Consider the following 16,289-nt stretch of genomic DNA (forward strand, 5'->3'; position numbering starts at 1 on the left):
CAAAAATGGTTGTAGCACTTTCAGGAGGTTAGTTTGTTGAAAGAATGGTTTGAAGAGTTTGAAGTAGAAATATCTAATGAAATTAAAAATTTGGTTAGTAGTAATACTCTTATAGGTGAGCCAATTTTATTTTTTGAAAACATTATTTTAGTACCATTTTTTGAGATGATTTTAGCGCTAGGCGAAGCTCATTCATCATACGAGTTTGCGAGTATTGGAACAGGAGTAGAAGTAATTCCTAAAGCATTCTTAGTTTTAAAAGATGGAAAAAGTGAAGTAATTTTAGTAAATAATAAAAATATGAATTTAGCGGTTACAGAAAAAATTCTTGATGTAACTATTTAGTTTCCATTAAGAGCATTCTTTGTTAATGTTAGGTTTGAAGTTTATTTCTTGTAGCGATCAAAAAATCGATCAAAATAATAAAGGGTGATTATATGGAACAAAATGAATTTATCAATTTGATTGATCAGCTAGTTAAAGGTGAGATTTCAGAAATTAGCGTTACAAAAGATGATTTTTTAGCATTTAGACAAATAATTGTTCATCGGGAGGACTTTAAGCACTTTCGTGGGATTGCTCAGCATGGAGGACATGTAATTTATACATACTTGGAAGAAGCTAGAAGTTAACAGTTTTGTTAAAATCTAAAGCAAAAATAATATTATTTTAATCGAGTACTCATTAAAAGTTTGCGAAAAAAAAAAGTTTTTTTAGCTTTTTTTCTTATTTCGCAAGGTGTTAATGAGTACTTATTTTGTGAAAATGTTATGACCTCATTTGACAAAAAAATCGTTTTACACTTTATTGCACTCTTCTCCATAATTTGTTAAATTTCATATATTGTTTTATTTCGAGACATATTGTCGAAATGTTTATTTTTTAAATTCAGTACCTATATGTTGTGTTTGTTCTAAAAAGGTAATACAATATGTAGGTATATAATATAAGTATTTTCAATATTCTTACATATTAACGAGGGTGATAATATGGTGATAGTTTACAGTTCAATGACTGGCAATGTTAAGCGATTTGTCAATAAAGTTAGAATGCCGTCAATCCAAATAAAAGATGGACTAAAAATTGAAGTACCGTATATTCTCGTAACCTATACTACAGGATTTGGTAACGTACCTGAAAACGTAAGTACTTTTTTGGAGAGTAATTCGGAGTATTTAAAAGCAGTTAGTGCAAGTGGTAATAAAAACTGGGGAGATTCTTTTGCAGCAAGTGCAGATAAAATAGCATCAGACTATCAAGTTCCAGTGTTATCAAAGTTTGAACTGTCAGGGACAAGTCGAGATGTACAATATTTTATTGAGGGAGTGGAAAAGCTTGAGACATATTGAGCTGAATAATGAATTGACGATTAAAAAAGATGGTTTTTTTGATCTCGCAAAAGATAAAGAAGCGCTTCTTTGTTTCTTAAAAGAAGTTGAAGATAAAAAGATTCAGTTTTCTTCCTTAAAAGAACGCTTAAACTATATGATACAAGAAAACTACTATTATAATGTTGAGATGGATTACTCCTTTGATGAAATAGAAAAATTATATGAGTTAGTATACAATGCTGGATTCACTTTTCAATCATATATGGCTGCATCAAAATTCTTTAAAGATTACGCATTAAAAACAAATGATGGAAAGCATTATTTAGAAGGATATGAAGATCGAATTGCGATCGTTGCACTATATTTAGGAAGAGGCAATATTGAAAAAGCATTGAAATTAGCAAAAATGATGATTCAACAAAACTATCAGCCAGCTACTCCAACTTTCTTAAATGCTGGAAGAAGTAGAAGAGGCGAATTGGTGTCATGTTTCTTACTAGAAATGGACGATAGTTTAAATTCAATCGGATTTCAAATTAATACAGCAATGCAGCTGTCAAAAATCGGCGGTGGTGTTGCACTAAATCTATCAAAACTTAGAGCACGTGGAGAGCAAATTAAAGAAATTGATAACGCTGCAAGTGGTGTTGTTCCTGTTATGAAGCTATTAGAAGATTCATTTTCATATGCTAACCAGCTTGGACAACGTAAAGGTGCTGGTGCAACCTATTTAAATATTTTCCACTGGGACGTAGTTGAATTTCTTGATACAAAAAAAATCAATGCCGATGAGAAGAGTAGAATTCAGTCACTATCAATCGGTTTAATTGTTCCAAATAAATTCTTTGAACTAGCAGAAAAAAATGAACCTTTCTATGTATTCGCACCATATACAGTGTATAAAGAGTATGGCATTCATTTAGATGATTTTGATATAGATGAAAGATATGAAGAGTTAGTAAATAATGAGCGTATTAAAAAGAAAAAACTAGACTTAAATGCTCGAGATCTTTTAGTAAAAATTGCTGCGATTCAGTTAGAATCTGGTTATCCATATTTAATGTATAAAAGTAATGCTAATCAGCAGCATGCATTAAAGGATATTGGCGAAATTAAAATGTCTAATTTGTGTTAATAGCTAGCACCTTCTAGAAGAAATTCTAGTCGAAAACTCTGTTAAACGGGAAAAGCCTTTATAATAGGTAATCTACCGTGCTAAATCTTATCTTAATTCGTTTTATAGTAAATGTCTTATAGGTATTAAGTGTTATTAATTTCATTAATCAAGATGTAACATAATATTTAGGAATGTATTAAGAAACCAAATCAAGATCGCAATAAATTTCCTACCTATAAGAGACTTTCTGAAAGATTAAGATAAGTAAATGCCTAACGACTATCGAAAGCATAGCTGGATGAAAAACTCCAGTGAAGAAGCGAGTAGAGTACACTCAAAAGCGAGTGGAAAAGCAGAGCACCTTACCAGGTTGAGCTGAAGGTGATGATATAGTCTATCCTGCATGGTGACATGTAGCAGTTCATAAGAGAACGGATTGGGTTGTAGCGGGCCTGATTGAATATAAGAGACAGAAATTTTTCAACTCCAAGAAACATCAGTCATCAATAACTATGGTGAAGAAGATTCGATCAAACGTGATGTGAATTGTAATTTAGGATCATTAAACATTGTAAACGTAATGGAAAATAAAGCGATCAGAGAATCTGTACATGTTGGAATTGAGGCATTAACAGCTGTAACAGATATGACGGAAATAGAGAATGCACCTACAGTGAAAAAGGCAAATGAAGAACTTCATTCGGTTGGTCTAGGTGCAATGAATTTGCATGGATTTTTAGCGAAAAATGGAATTTCATATGAAAGTGCTGAGGCAAAGGATTTTGCGAATACATTCTTTATGATGGTAAACTTTCATTCTATTGAAAAAAGTATGCTAATCGCTAAAGAAACTGGTAAAACGTTTAAGGATTTTGAAAAGAGTGAATATGCTAAAGGTACTTATTTTGAAAAGTATACTTCAAAATCATTTGAACCTAAATCAGATAAGGTAAAGGAATTATTTAATGGAATCTATATCCCAAATGAATTTGACTGGGTTACATTAAGTAAGCAAGTACAAGCGTATGGTTTATATAACAGTTATCGTTTAGCAATCGCGCCTACACAATCGATTAGCTATATTCAAAATGCTACTTCATCAGTTATGCCGATTGTAAATGTTATTGAATCTAGAACTTACGCAAATTCAACAACTTATTATCCGATGCCATATTTATCAAAAAATAGTTTCTGGTATTATAAATCAGCTTATGATATTAACCAATTTAAGTTAATCGACTTAATTGCTGAAATTCAGCAGCATGTCGATCAAGGTATTAGTACAATATTATATGTAAACAGTGATATCTCAACGCGAGAGCTTGCTAGATACTATATTTATGCTAATAAAAAAGGATTAAAGAGTTTATATTACACACGTACTCGTAAATTGAGTGTAGAAGAATGTATAAGTTGTTCAGTATAAAATAGGAGTATTGGACTTTAGTATATAAAGAGTTCAATCGTCTAAACCTGAATCTAAATTAAATTACTTAATGATCTAAAATGAAAAGCTCGAATATAGAATGCTTTATGCATATTGTTCTATATCATCGAGCTTTCTTTATGATTAGGGGGAAATATGAATGAAAGCTGTTAACTGGAATAAAAAAGAAGATGATTTTAGTTTAGTGTTTTGGAAGCAAAATCTTTCGCAGTTTTGGACTGAAGAAGAAATTGTCGTTTCATCTGATAAAAATACTTGGAATACATTATCAAAAGAGGAACAATCAGCATTTAAAAAGGTTTTGGGTGGTCTAACATTATTAGATACTAAGCAAGGCGGAGAAGGAATGCCTTTAATCTTAGTTCATCTTAAAAATTTACAAGCTAAAAGTGTACTAGCATTTATGGGTGCTATGGAAGAAGTACATGCAAAAAGCTATTCACATATTTTTACAACTCTTACTACAGAAGATGAAATTGAAGCTTTGTTTAAATGGGTGGACGAGCATCCAATTTTAACAAAAAAATCGGAATTAATTTCTTCTTATTATTTAAATCTATTAAAGCGTGATGTTTCGGATGAAGAGTTATACATGGCAATGGTTGCAAGTGTATTTTTAGAAAGTTACTTATTTTATAGCGGATTTTTCTTCCCATTATACTTAGCAGGTCAAGGTAAAATGACTGCTAGTGGTGAGATTATTAATCTAATTTTACGTGATGAAAGTATTCACGGTGTATTTGTAGGACTATTAGCTCAACAAATTTATGATCAATTTACTGATGAACAAAAAACTCGACTTTACAATGAAACAATGTCATTATTAGTTCAATTATATGAAATTGAGTTACAATATACAGAAGAAATATATTCTTCAATTGGTTTAGTAGATGAAGTGAATAAGTTTATTCGATATAATGCAAACAAAGCGTTAATGAACTTAGGTTTTGATACTTATTTTGATGAAGAAGATATTAATCCAATTGTTTTAAATGGTTTAAAAACGGATACAAAAAATCATGATTTCTTCTCTGTTAAAGGTAATGGGTATGTAAAAGCAGTTACAGTGGAAAAATTAACAGATGAGGATTTTGTCTTTGAATTTTAAATGTAAGGAAGTATGTAAATGAAAGCACTAGTTTTTAGAGAATTTGGTCAATCAGACGTTTTAAAATACGAAGAAATTGCAAAACCTAAAATTTCAAACGATGAAGTATTAGTTGAAATGAAGGCTGTAGGTGTTAATTTTGCAGATATTTATCGTCGTAAAGGAAATTATCATTTAGCAGGTGATCCTCCGTATATTTTAGGGTATGAAGGTTCTGGAATAATTACAGAAGTCGGTTCTGATGTAACGGACTATAAAGTAGGAGATCGCGTAGCGTTTGCAGATGTTCCTTTTTCGAATGCAGAGTATGTTGCTGCAAAGGAATCTCATATTGTACCAATTCCAGATGAAATTAATTTTGAAATTGCTGCGTCTATTATGCTTCAAGGGTTAACTGCACATTATTTAATTAATGATAGTTATAAAATAAAATCAGGTGATATTGCACTTGTTCATGCAGTAGCAGGTGGTGTTGGCCAATTATTGACTCAAATGATTCTTTTAAAAGGTGGAGCGGTAATCGGATTAACCTCATCACAAGAAAAAAGAGAAAAAGCTTTATCAATCGGTGCAAAAGAAGTATTTTTATATACTGATAATTGGGTTTCTCAAATAAAAGAGTTTACAAAAGAAAAAAATGGTGTAGATGTTGTTTATGAATCAGTAGGATCTACAATCATGGATAGCTTTGAAGCAACAAAAGTTCACGGTACAGTTGTATTTTATGGAATGGCTGGAGGAGATCCGGTTCATATTGATCCAAGAATGTTAATGGATACTTCAAAAACACTAACTGGTGGAGACTTGTGGAATGTACTAATTTCAAAAGAAGAGAGACTACGTAGAAGTAATGAGCTATTTAATTGGATTGCAACTAAACAATTAATCGTACAACAACCTACTGTGTTTCCTTTAAAAGATGGTAAGCTAGCTCATGATCTATTAGAAAGTAGAAAATCAACTGGAAAAATCATATTATCTGTTTAAGAAATTAGACCAAAACTACTATGTTTTGGTCTTTTCTTTTTTCACGCCGTTAAAAACAACCTTTTCAATAAATTACCAAATTTTCGTAAAAGGAGTAGAGAGATGTTGATTTCCACTACGGGATGCTCGCTTTCCATGGGGCGAGACCTGAGCCTCCTCGGCAAGCCTGCGGGTCTCAGCCTTCCCGCTTATCCCATAGGAGTCGAGCAGCCCTCCATTCCAATCAACTTATTCATCAAAAAAAGTCTGCAATAAAACCTAATCAAATAGCCTTTACTTAGAGTAAACTAAAAGTTGTTTATTAATCAGTATAGGTCAAATAAATTAATACCGAACATTAATAAATAAACTAATCAATTGATTTGTTTTTCTTAAATCTAGCTCAAAATATTTTTAACCTTAAAAAAACATTACTAGTGTTATTGGTATCATAAAATTGCTTAAACATATTAACATCAAAAACCATTAATAGCACAACATCCAAAAGATAATCCAATCATTAATAAATGTTCATTTAATGACCGTTTTCTAATTCAACATGCTGAAAAAACGAAGTCAATATTGAAAAACGGAAGTCTAAGTATGTTTTTAAGCAAAAATATGGAAATAACTTACTCATAACAGGCTTTAGTGAAAATAACCACAAATTAGAGACAGTTGACAAACCCATTTTTCTTCAGCCTGAAAAAAGACTAAAACTTTTATATTTTGGTCTTTTTTTTATAAAGCTATTTAATTGGTAATGTAATTGTAAAAGTAGTTCCATTATGATCGCTCATTGCGCATATGGTGCCGTTATGATTTTGGATTAGTTTTTTAGTTAGAGATAAACCTAGTCCAGTACCGTCATCTTTAGTTGAGAAGAACGGATCAAATATATATGGTAAATCTGAAGCTGGAATTCCTGATCCATCATCTTTTAATGCAATATAAATAAAATCCTTATCAATATAAGTTGCAATGATAATTGTAAGCAGACCTTCTTTTTTTGCATCTAATGCATTATGAAATAAATTTAAAATAACTTGTACAAGTTGGTTTTTATCAAAGAAAATATGTGCTCCTATTAATTCCTCAGATAGGTAGTATTCAATATTAACATTATTTAAAACGGTCTCGCTAAATAACAGCTGTTTTATATGATTCGATAAAAAATCATTAATATTAATTGGCTCAGGTTTATAGTTCGCATTCTTTGTAATAGATAAAAAGTCAGTAATGATTCCATTTGCTCTATCTAATTCTGGAATCAATAAATCATTAAACAATTGCTTATATTGAGGTGGAGCTTCCTCTTGCAAGAATTGTAAATAACCTCTAACAGTTGTAAGTGGATTGCGGACTTCATGTGCTATACCTGCAGCAATTCTACCTGACATTGCTAGCTTTTCAGAATCCCTTGCCTCGTTTAAATTATGAAAAACACCAATTACTCTTGAAATTTCTCCATTTATATCACGGATGATACGGGTATTAATAATGCCATAGTTAATATTTAAAATTTCCTTATTGTAAAATTCTTCACCTGAATAAAGTGTTTGTAGTAAACAAATGTCTTTATCGTCTATTTTTAATAAATTTCTAATATGTCGTCCGATTAATTCATATTTCGTAATTCTAAAATCAATCGCAACTTGTTGGTTATAAAGCGTAATGATTCCATCTTTATCGATAAATACTATGTGATGCGGTAAAGCATCGTAGATGGATTGCAAAGTTCTCCGACTATTAGATAAAAAGTTAGAGAATTTAGTATGTAATGGAAGTGTTTCATTATTTGTATTACATAAACTTGTATTTCTAGTTAAATGATTCGAATTTGATAATTCACGAGTTTCATTTGAAAATATAGATCCGGAAGTTATTGTATTTAAAATTGTTTCATACGATTTTACTTTTTCTTCAAGCTCGGTAATTTTATTTTTTAGTTCTTGTACTGTCTCGTTAATCATTTACACTATACTCCAATTTCTACTAAAATAAGATTATACTGTAGTCATTATATCAAACTAATTCGTTTATTTTAATGAAAATTAGAAATAATTAATTAGTAATGAAAGAACTAACGGGAGAGAAGTATGGAAATAAAGATTGGAGTCACTGGGTGGGGCGATCATGATAGTTTATACCCTGATCGGATTCACTCCTCAAAAAAATTGAAACAATATTGTATGCATTTTCCAATTGTTGAAATTGATTCTTCCTATTATAGTATTATGCCACAATCAAACTATCAAAAATGGGTAAATCAAACAACAGCTGACTTTTCGTTTATCGTTAAAGCGTATGGCGGAATCACTGGCCATTCAAGGCAAAACTATTCTAAAGAGGAACAAATTTTACTGTTGACGCCATTTTTGGAATCAATCCAGCCTTTAATTGAAGCGAATAAATTAAAAGGGATATTGTTTCAGTTTCCACCATGGTTTAATTGTAAAAAAGAAAATGTTGAATTATTAAGAACTTTGAAAAGTAAACTTAAGGGTCTTCCTGCAATTTTAGAATTTCGTAATCAGACATGGTTTTATCCTAGGTTTTATGAGCAAACGTTGAAGTTTATGGAGGATGAAGGCTGGATTCATTCAATTTGTGATGAGCCACAAGCAGGTAATGGAAGTATACCAATCGTATTACATCCTACGAATCCAAATTTAACTTTAATCCGTTTCCATGGTCGAAATATATATGGATGGAATCACAATGGACAAGATAGTTGGCGTGAGGTACGTTATTTATACCGTTATAATGAAGAAGAATTATACGAATGGGTAGAAAGAATTGAACAGCTATCAAAAAACACAAAAGAAATTTGTATACTGTTTAATAATAATTCTGGTGGAGATGCAGCGGATAATGCTAAACAATTAATGAAGCTGCTAGGTATTGAATTTGGACCATCTTCTACCGAGCAGCTTGAATTATTTTAATTTGATTTTCGTAATAGAGTTATGCAGCAAATATTAATAAGTAGGAATGCAACAAATGCCAGCATTGGTATTGTAATGAATCCAAACCAATTTAAATAATCTCCAGTACAAGGGACCGGACCGCACTGTGTTGCTGTTTCCTTAAGTGCAGGAACTTTTTGAATTAAAATATGATAGATTGAAATACACATACCTATTAATGATAATGGTAAAACATAAATAACATCTTTTATTTTATTTTTATAAAAAGCGATTCCTATTATAAAAACGATTGGGTACATAAAAATTCGTTGATACCAACATAATGAACAAGGTGTCCAATGATTAATTACTGAAAATGATAAACTACCTAGTGTTGCAATAATACTTACAATCCAGGTGAAAAATAAAATTGATTGCTGTTTCTTCATTCCTTACCATCCTTAATTTGATTTTCGATATTGCTATTGTACCTTTGATTGGATGTAAAGTGGTATAAAAACGACGTTAGGTCACAAATATTTAATAAAAAAATTCCGAAATTTGAATTATTCAATATTAATCATTGTTAAGTAATTTGGTTGAAGTTGATTTCCACTACAGGATGCGCGAAACTTACCGTTACATTAACAAAACTCAACTCTATCAATAAATTATTCACTTGGTGTTCTAGTTTTCAAAATTTCCTCATTTATATTTCAATACAATGAAAAAACCTGAGATTATTATCCCAGGTTTTTTTAAGATATATTAAGCGATTGCTGCATCTAAAGCGATGACAATCATATCATTAAAAGTAGTTTGTCTTTCTTGAGCAGATGTTTCTTCACCAGTGAAGATATGATCACTTACAGTTAAAACAGTAAGTGCGTCTACATTATGTTTTGCTGCGATTGTATATAATGCAGTAGTTTCCATTTCTACCGCAAGAACTCCGTAATTAGCTAATTTTTCATACATGTCCATACTATCTCGGTAGAAAAGATCTGAAGTTAAAATATTTCCTACTTTAACATTTAACCCTTTATTCACTGCACCTTCATAGGCTTTCTTTAATAAATCAAAGCTAGCACATGGAGAGTAATCGAAACCAGGGAATGTTTGACGATTCATATTTGAATCTGTACAAGTCGTCATCGCAATAATGACATCACGAATTTTTACATCCTTTTGAAGTCCACCACATGTACCAACGCGAATCAAAGTTTTTACACCATAACTATTAATTAGTTCATTTACATAAATACCAATTGAAGGTACTCCCATTCCGGTACCTTGAACGGAAATTCTTTGGCCTTTATATGTTCCAGTAAAACCAAGCATTCCACGTACTTCATTATAACAAACAACATCCTCTAAAAATGTTTCTGCGATATATTTAGCTCTTAATGGGTCACCAGGTAATAAAATTTTATCAGCAATTGCACCTTGTTCGGCACTAATATGTATACTCATTTAATATCCTCCTAAAAAACTGTTTGTAAAATATCCCATCCATTATCAGTATGTTAGTTTCTACATTTAAATAAAAAACATTCTTATTTGTATGCTACTTAAAGGAAAAAGTAAGATGGACGTAGTACATATTAAATATAGAAATACTTATAGACAAAATTAACCAATACAGATAATTTATGGCGAATTTTAATTATTGCACAGGTGATAAAATAATGAAAGAGTTTACAATTAGAATATCAGCTTTCTTGAAATAACTAAAAATTATTAATTTTAACTATTTAAGGGAGAATGATCTATGAAATTTCGTTTTATTGCAGTTCTATGTATAGCTATATTAATTATACTATTAATTAGCAATCGACTAGTTAATCATAGTATATTATCAAGTGGTAGTCAGGTTAGCCAACTAAAAGTTCAAAAGGTAAAATGGAATCTTACGACTAAAAGAAATTCACAAGAAGTAACCGTATCATCTAGAACTTTGAATGTGTTACAACGTGAAAAAATTAGAATATTTATTACGACAGATCAATTAAAATCCTATAAAGTCATTGAACCAGTTTATAATGGAGATAATCAATTTACATTTAAGTACTCCTTTAAGAAAGACACTCCTTATTATGTTAGTATATTTTTAAATAATCAAACGCTTGATACTAAGATTTTCCAAAAACAAAAGGACAAAAAAGAAGAAGTATTTCCGACAGCAATTTTAACGAAAAAGACTGATGATTATAGAGTTTCCCTACTATATACTTCAATTCTTCCAAAAACTAAGAGTAAAATTACATTTGATTTTGATCAATTTAAAAAACGTTCTAAATTTACAGATCAGCAATTTTATATTATGAATGAAGAAGGAACTTATTTTAAGCTAATTAGTCATCCTAATAATCAATCAAAAGTAAACTATGAACTTGATTTACCTGAAGCAGGTATGTATAAAATATTTTATGAATTTAAATTAAATGACGATCAAAAATCATTTGATTTTATTTTAGACGTAAAAGACAAAGACAGCTAAGGAGTAGGAAATGCATAATTTATTAATGAATTCAAAAGTATTAGTTTTTGATTTAGATGGTACTTTGTATGATGGTACTGAGCACTACGATTACTATGCTAAATTACTAGCTAATGAAATAAGTTCAGAAAAGAGAGATTCTTTTTTAAATGATTATAAAAAAATAAAAGATTATGACCATGCATTAACAATTGGAAAAATTTATGACTCAGAAAATGATTTAATCATATCGTTAGATCCAATTACATTGAAGCCAATACAAGTATTTACTTGGGAAGGGCAGCTACTTTCTAAAGAGGAACTTCCAAAGAATTATCTTGAAAAAATTAATTATGAATTACCATATATCCCAGTAGGTGATGGTTGGTGGATTCCTTTGGTAGCGATTTATCACTACGGTGCAAGAGACGTCTATCACTGTTATGATAAAACAAAGGAGTATATGGCAACAAAAGAGTTTAGTATTCCTTATATAAAAGGATTAAAAGAGGCTTTAGAAAAAGTTAAGGATTCTAAAAAGTTAGTATTGTTAACGAACTCTGATCGAGAAGATGTAACTAGATTACTGAAGTTACTTAATTTAAATGATTTATTTCATCTAGAAATTACGGATGGTAAGAAGCCATTAGAAACAGAAAACCATTTTAAAAATATCATGAATAAGTTCAATGTTATGCCACATGAAATTGTGTCAATCGGTGATAATTTCATTAATGAAATTTCACCTGCTTTAAAATTAGGTATGCATGGAGTTTACATTACAAATCAAACGACTATACAAGTTAGTGACTCCTTATTAGTTGTAAAAAAACTAGAGGAAGTATTTGAGTAACAAAAAAAAACTGTAAGCAAAAATTGCTTACAGTTTTTTTTGTGCTGTGGGCTAATTTTTAACACTGATTTGAATTACAATTCCAATTTGAAGTATACTCAATTTCCAACTTATTTTTATGGGCATCATACATACTTTTGAAATGGCTATGAGAAAATAATGTTAGGATAGGAGGAAGTGTGAATGAACAAAAATCGAAAACGATACTCTCTCATATTTTCTATCTTTATTTTTTTTACTGCCTTTTTTTGTAATAACATAAATAGTGAAGCAAGAACTACAAATTACGGCTATATTACTCACCCGTTATTAATTTATTTTTTTGATGTAGGTCAAGGAGATAGCATGGTTATGATTTTACCAAATGGTAAGACTGTACTAATCGATGGAGGAGATGTTGAACATGGTGGAGTCGTTATAAAAAAACTTAGACGACTACATATAAATGCGATTGACCTATTAGTCAGTACTCATCCAGATATCGATCATATTGGTGGGTTATTAAAAGTAATGAATAGTGTTAAGATAACAAAAATCCTGGATAGTGGGAAAAAATATAATTCACATTCTTATTACTTATATAAGAAAGAAGCGTATCAGAAGAATATTCCAATTAGTATTGCTAGGTTAGATGAAAAAGTAATGCTTGACCCTAATGTAGAAATTACTGTTTTAAATAGTGGGAAAAAATCGTATACAAATAATAACAGTTCAATTGTATTGAAGGTTAAATATAATGACATATCAATTTTATTAACTGGAGATATTGAAAGGAACACTGAAAAAAGATTAATTAAAAATGAGAATATCAATGCTCAAGTACTAAAAATTCCGCATCATGGATCATCAACATCAACTTCAGAAGCGTTTTTATTTGCTGTAAATCCTACAGTCGCAATCCTTTCATATGATAAATTTAACTTATTTGGTCATCCACACCGGTCCGTAATGAAGCGGTTAAATCATCTAGGTATTAAGCAATATACAACGGACCAGTTCGGAGATATCGAATTATCAACAAATGGTCATAATTTATATATTGAAAAAGAAGAAGTATTGGTAGATCCTTGAAGGACAAGAACCATTACTTCTTCTTTTTTAGGTAGAGAGAATATTAGGTATCTAAATCAGTCATTATTTGTGACGTTTTTGTTAATTACTTCTTAGTAGTATAGACAACTAGGAGTATATATCATAAAATAGTTATGAAGAAATCAAGGTACTTATACAAATGAATGTGAAAGATGATTAAGTAAACACTACTTTCTATATTGGAGTATTGGCGAAGACTTCTTAAGCAAAGGAAAGAGGAGAGTAAATGAAATCAATTATTAATGTAAAAATTTACACAGGTACAGAAGTAATTGAAAATGGTTATATTCGATACGATGAAAAAATTTCTTCTGTTGGTCATATGAATGGATACGAAAATGAAGGTGAAGAAATAATTGATGGAAAAGGAACAGTTATTATTCCTGGAATGATTGATATCCATATTCACGGAGCATATGATGTCGATGCAATGGATGCTGATCCAAACTCAATGGTAACGATGAGTATTGAAATGATGAAGGAAGGGGTAACAACCTTCTTTCCGACTACAATGACACAATCTAAAGAAAATATTAAAAATGCTTTAAAGTCTTTAAATGAGGCTAAAAAACTTGGTGCTCATTTTGAATATATTCATTTAGAAGGACCGTTTGTTAATAAAAATAAAGCTGGAGCACAACCATTAGAATACATTATTAACCCTGACGTTGAACTATTCAAAGAATGGCAAGAAGCTTCTGATGGATTAATCAAATTAGTTACTTTTGCACCTGAGGTTGAAGGTGCAAAAGAGTTAGAAAAAGAGCTAGAACGCACAAATGTAGTTGGCACAGTAGGTCACTCTGATGCGATTCGTTCAGATTTTGAAGGTAGAAATATTTTCCACGCTACACATTTGTACAACCAAATGAGACCTATGCATCATCGTGAAGCAGGAACAGTTGGACATGTATTACTTGATGACCGAGTAATGGTAGAAATCATACCTGATGGAATTCATATTCATCCTGATATGGTAAAACTTGCTTATCGCCTAAAAGGTGCTAAAAAAATAAGTGTAATTACTGATGCGATGAGAGCAAAAGGGTTAGAGGACGGCAAATATGAATTAGGTGGACAACCTGTATTTGTAAAAAATAAAAGTGCAAGATTAGAAGACGGAACGCTTGCGGGTAGTATTTTAAAAATGGATGATGCATTCAGAAACATTATGGCATTTACTGGCTGTAGTCCTGAAGAGGCAGTACAAATGACATCAATAAACCAAGCTGAAGAATTTGGTCTTAAACATAAGGGCGTATTAGAACCAGGTAAAGACGCTGATTTTGTGCAAATGACTCCTGATTTCTTCGTTATTGATACAACTAGACAAGGTGAAAATATGAATGAGGTGACTTTATGAACGTAATCGTAGTAAAAAATGCAGAAGAAATTTCAAAAGTAGCATATGAAAAAATGGTAAAGGCATTTGAAGGGAAAGCGGAATTCACATTAGGATTAGCTACAGGTGGATCTCCACTAGGTATATATGAACTTTTCCGTATTCATAAACCAGATGTGTCAAACGTCATTACTGTAAATCTTGATGAATATGTTGGACTTGCTGAAGATGATCAAACAAGTTACCACACTTATATGGCAGAACAGCTTTTTAACCATTTAAATTTTAAAGAAAACCATTTACCAAATGGAAATACAAAAAATTTAGAAGAAGCTTGTAAAAATTATGAGGAATTACTACAGAAGCATCCTGTAGATTTACAACTTTTAGGAATTGGTGAGAATGGCCATATTGCATTTAATGAACCTGGTACACCATTCGATACACCTACTCATATTGTAGAGCTTACAGAATCAACTCGTAACGCAAATAAAATTTATTTTGAGAACGAAGAAGATGTCCCAACACACGCAGTTACTATGGGGATTGGTTCAATTATGAGAGCGAAAGAAATCATTTTAGTGGCTTCAGGCATTAAAAAGGCTGAAGCAATTAAGGAAATGTTAAATGGAAAATTAGATATTAACTGTCCTGCTACTGCACTCCAAAACCACAACAACGTAACAATTGTTGTTGACGAAGAAGCATACTCACTTAGTAATCAATAATGTTAAAACTAGATAAAAATTCACCGTTACCGATTTATTTTCAAATACAAGAAATTTTAAAGCTTAAAATTAACTCAGGAGAATGGAAACCTGGTGAGCGAATTCCCTCTGAGCAAACATTGAGTGAGATGTTAAATGTAAGCAGGATGACAATAAGACAAGCATTAAATAATCTTGTGAAGGAATCATTAATAAGTCGGAAACGTGGAATTGGTACGTTTGTATCAGTAAAAGATGGGATTGAAGTCGAGGAATCACTAAAATCATTAAGGAGTTTTTCTGAGGATATTACATCCATAGGATTGACCCCTACGAATAAACTACTTGGCTTTTCAACGATCGAAGCTGATGAATATTTAGCAGAAGTGTTGTCAATTGAAAGTGGTTCTGAAATTTTTAAAATTGAAAGATGTCGTTTAGCAAATGATCATCCCATTGCAATCGAAACAACATACCTACCAAAAAAATTAGTAAATCGCATTGATGAAAAAGTATTGAATCATTCCTTATATGAATATTTTGAAGTTACATTAGGTTATTCAATTAAAAAAGCCACCAAATGGATTAAAGCATCTCTAATGACAGAAAAAGATTCATTAATTCTTGAGGTAGCCGAGGATTCCCCTGCATTAGAATTACACCAAGTAACGTTTATTAATGAGGGAATACCACTTGAATATGTAAGCTGTATTTACCGAGCTGATCGCTATCGTTTTACAATTGATATTGACCGTTAAAAAGAGTGCTTTTTTAAGCACTCTTTTTTCTTCGAATAGAGGCCAAGTCATTGGTGGTGCAAATAAAATGGCTGAAACTGCAATTAAATTTGTGGAAGTGCAAATAAAAAAAGCCGAAACTGCAAATAAAATAGGTAATTCTGCAAATAAAAAAGTCATATTGTATCTACGTCAATAAAA

Annotated in this window: 15 protein-coding genes and 2 pseudogenes; 14 read left to right on the plus strand and 3 right to left on the minus strand. The window is 31.0% G+C overall.

The genetic code is table 11. The features are described from left to right. Nucleotides 1-36: 36 nt before the first annotated feature. From COI44_RS22740 to COI44_RS22770, 7 genes and pseudogenes are all read left to right on the plus strand, one after another. Nucleotides 37-345: a spore germination protein GerW family protein gene (locus tag COI44_RS22740; protein WP_098429919.1), complete on the plus strand. Its 309-nt coding sequence runs from the start codon at nt 37-39 to the stop codon at nt 343-345. Between the two features lie 92 nt (nt 346-437). Next, on the plus strand, nt 438-632 hold the full coding sequence (locus COI44_RS22745; protein WP_098429920.1) for a hypothetical protein: 195 nt from the start codon (nt 438-440) through the stop codon (nt 630-632). Nucleotides 633-989: 357 nt separating this feature from the next. Then, on the plus strand, nt 990-1,349 hold the full coding sequence (nrdI, locus tag COI44_RS22750; RefSeq protein WP_098429921.1) for a class Ib ribonucleoside-diphosphate reductase assembly flavoprotein NrdI: 360 nt from the start codon (nt 990-992) through the stop codon (nt 1,347-1,349). Further along, a pseudogene (locus COI44_RS22755) lies at nt 1,336-2,463 on the plus strand (ribonucleotide reductase N-terminal alpha domain-containing protein); the annotation flags it as partial. The gene nrdI and the pseudogene COI44_RS22755, both read left to right, overlap by 14 nt. 454 nt (nt 2,464-2,917) lie before the next feature. Then, nucleotides 2,918-3,874 (plus strand): annotated as a pseudogene (locus tag COI44_RS22760) (ribonucleotide reductase large subunit); the annotation flags it as partial. A 160-nt stretch (nt 3,875-4,034) separates the two neighbouring features. Further along, the gene (gene nrdF / locus COI44_RS22765; RefSeq protein ID WP_098429924.1) at nt 4,035-5,003 is read left to right on the plus strand and encodes a class 1b ribonucleoside-diphosphate reductase subunit beta; all 969 of its coding nucleotides are present in this window, start codon (nt 4,035-4,037) and stop codon (nt 5,001-5,003) included. An 18-nt stretch (nt 5,004-5,021) separates the two neighbouring features. Further along, on the plus strand, nt 5,022-5,990 hold the full coding sequence (locus tag COI44_RS22770) for a quinone oxidoreductase family protein (RefSeq protein ID WP_098429925.1): 969 nt from the start codon (nt 5,022-5,024) through the stop codon (nt 5,988-5,990). Between the two features lie 728 nt (nt 5,991-6,718). On the opposite strand, the gene COI44_RS22775 is transcribed toward COI44_RS22770, so the two are convergent. Further along, nucleotides 6,719-7,942 carry a two-component system sensor histidine kinase NtrB gene (locus COI44_RS22775; protein WP_098429926.1) on the minus strand — a complete coding sequence of 408 codons (1,224 nt, stop codon included), beginning with the start codon at nt 7,940-7,942 and terminating at the stop codon, nt 6,719-6,721. Between the two features lie 126 nt (nt 7,943-8,068). Here COI44_RS22775 and COI44_RS22780 point away from each other — a divergent pair, with 126 nt between their 5' ends. Further along, nucleotides 8,069-8,917 carry a DUF72 domain-containing protein gene (locus COI44_RS22780; protein WP_098429927.1) on the plus strand — a complete coding sequence of 283 codons (849 nt, stop codon included), beginning with the start codon at nt 8,069-8,071 and terminating at the stop codon, nt 8,915-8,917. On the opposite strand, the gene COI44_RS22785 is transcribed toward COI44_RS22780, so the two are convergent. Then, nucleotides 8,914-9,327, minus strand: a complete 414-nt coding sequence (locus tag COI44_RS22785) for a disulfide oxidoreductase (protein ID WP_088013893.1) — start codon at nt 9,325-9,327, stop codon at nt 8,914-8,916. The genes COI44_RS22780 and COI44_RS22785 overlap by 4 nt on opposite strands. 319 nt (nt 9,328-9,646) lie before the next feature. Then, complete coding sequence (deoD, locus tag COI44_RS22790) at nt 9,647-10,351, minus strand: purine-nucleoside phosphorylase (protein ID WP_098429928.1); 705 nt, start codon at nt 10,349-10,351, stop codon at nt 9,647-9,649. Nucleotides 10,352-10,649: 298 nt separating this feature from the next. Between deoD and COI44_RS22795 the strand changes: the two genes are divergently transcribed. The 6 genes from COI44_RS22795 (at nt 10,650) to COI44_RS22820 (ending at nt 16,109) form a co-directional block, all read left to right on the plus strand. Continuing rightward, nucleotides 10,650-11,378: a hypothetical protein gene (locus tag COI44_RS22795; RefSeq protein WP_098429929.1), complete on the plus strand. Its 729-nt coding sequence runs from the start codon at nt 10,650-10,652 to the stop codon at nt 11,376-11,378. A gap of 10 nt (nt 11,379-11,388) precedes the next feature. Next, nucleotides 11,389-12,210, plus strand: coding sequence for an HAD family hydrolase (locus tag COI44_RS22800; RefSeq protein ID WP_098429930.1), 822 nt, complete (start codon nt 11,389-11,391; stop codon nt 12,208-12,210). A 183-nt stretch (nt 12,211-12,393) separates the two neighbouring features. Continuing rightward, complete coding sequence (locus COI44_RS22805; protein ID WP_098429931.1) at nt 12,394-13,281, plus strand: ComEC/Rec2 family competence protein; 888 nt, start codon at nt 12,394-12,396, stop codon at nt 13,279-13,281. A gap of 247 nt (nt 13,282-13,528) precedes the next feature. After that, a complete protein-coding gene (gene nagA, locus COI44_RS22810) occupies nt 13,529-14,665 on the plus strand; it encodes an N-acetylglucosamine-6-phosphate deacetylase (RefSeq protein WP_098429932.1) in 1,137 nt (378 codons plus the stop codon). Further along, entirely contained in the window at nt 14,662-15,372 is a 711-nt protein-coding gene (gene nagB, locus COI44_RS22815) for a glucosamine-6-phosphate deaminase (protein WP_142329299.1), read from the plus strand. The genes nagA and nagB overlap by 4 nt, the downstream gene beginning before the upstream one ends. Then, entirely contained in the window at nt 15,372-16,109 is a 738-nt protein-coding gene (locus tag COI44_RS22820) for a GntR family transcriptional regulator (RefSeq protein ID WP_098429933.1), read from the plus strand. The genes nagB and COI44_RS22820 overlap by 1 nt, the downstream gene beginning before the upstream one ends. Nucleotides 16,110-16,289: the final 180 nt, after the last annotated feature.

It is taken from the genome of Bacillus sp. AFS088145 (assembly GCF_002564465.1).
In the GTDB taxonomy this organism is placed as follows: Bacteria; Bacillota; Bacilli; order Bacillales; family Bacillaceae_G; genus Gottfriedia.

Bases quoted from the DNA above. Each gene is read 5' to 3' on its own strand.
- COI44_RS22745 (WP_098429920.1), top strand. From the start codon at position 438: ATGGAACAAAATGAATTTATCAATTTGATTGATCAGCTAGTTAAAGGT.
- nrdI (WP_098429921.1), top strand. From the start codon at position 990: ATGGTGATAGTTTACAGTTCAATGACTGGCAATGTTAAGCGATTTGTC.
- nrdF (WP_098429924.1), top strand. From the start codon at position 4,035: ATGAAAGCTGTTAACTGGAATAAAAAAGAAGATGATTTTAGTTTAGTG.
- COI44_RS22770 (WP_098429925.1), top strand. From the start codon at position 5,022: ATGAAAGCACTAGTTTTTAGAGAATTTGGTCAATCAGACGTTTTAAAA.
- COI44_RS22775 (WP_098429926.1), bottom strand. From the start codon at position 7,942: ATGATTAACGAGACAGTACAAGAACTAAAAAATAAAATTACCGAGCTT.
- COI44_RS22780 (WP_098429927.1), top strand. From the start codon at position 8,069: ATGGAAATAAAGATTGGAGTCACTGGGTGGGGCGATCATGATAGTTTA.
- COI44_RS22785 (WP_088013893.1), bottom strand. From the start codon at position 9,327: ATGAAGAAACAGCAATCAATTTTATTTTTCACCTGGATTGTAAGTATT.
- deoD (WP_098429928.1), bottom strand. From the start codon at position 10,351: ATGAGTATACATATTAGTGCCGAACAAGGTGCAATTGCTGATAAAATT.
- COI44_RS22795 (WP_098429929.1), top strand. From the start codon at position 10,650: ATGAAATTTCGTTTTATTGCAGTTCTATGTATAGCTATATTAATTATA.
- COI44_RS22800 (WP_098429930.1), top strand. From the start codon at position 11,389: ATGCATAATTTATTAATGAATTCAAAAGTATTAGTTTTTGATTTAGAT.
- COI44_RS22805 (WP_098429931.1), top strand. From the start codon at position 12,394: ATGAACAAAAATCGAAAACGATACTCTCTCATATTTTCTATCTTTATT.
- nagA (WP_098429932.1), top strand. From the start codon at position 13,529: ATGAAATCAATTATTAATGTAAAAATTTACACAGGTACAGAAGTAATT.
- nagB (WP_142329299.1), top strand. From the start codon at position 14,662: ATGAACGTAATCGTAGTAAAAAATGCAGAAGAAATTTCAAAAGTAGCA.
- COI44_RS22820 (WP_098429933.1), top strand. From the start codon at position 15,372: ATGTTAAAACTAGATAAAAATTCACCGTTACCGATTTATTTTCAAATA.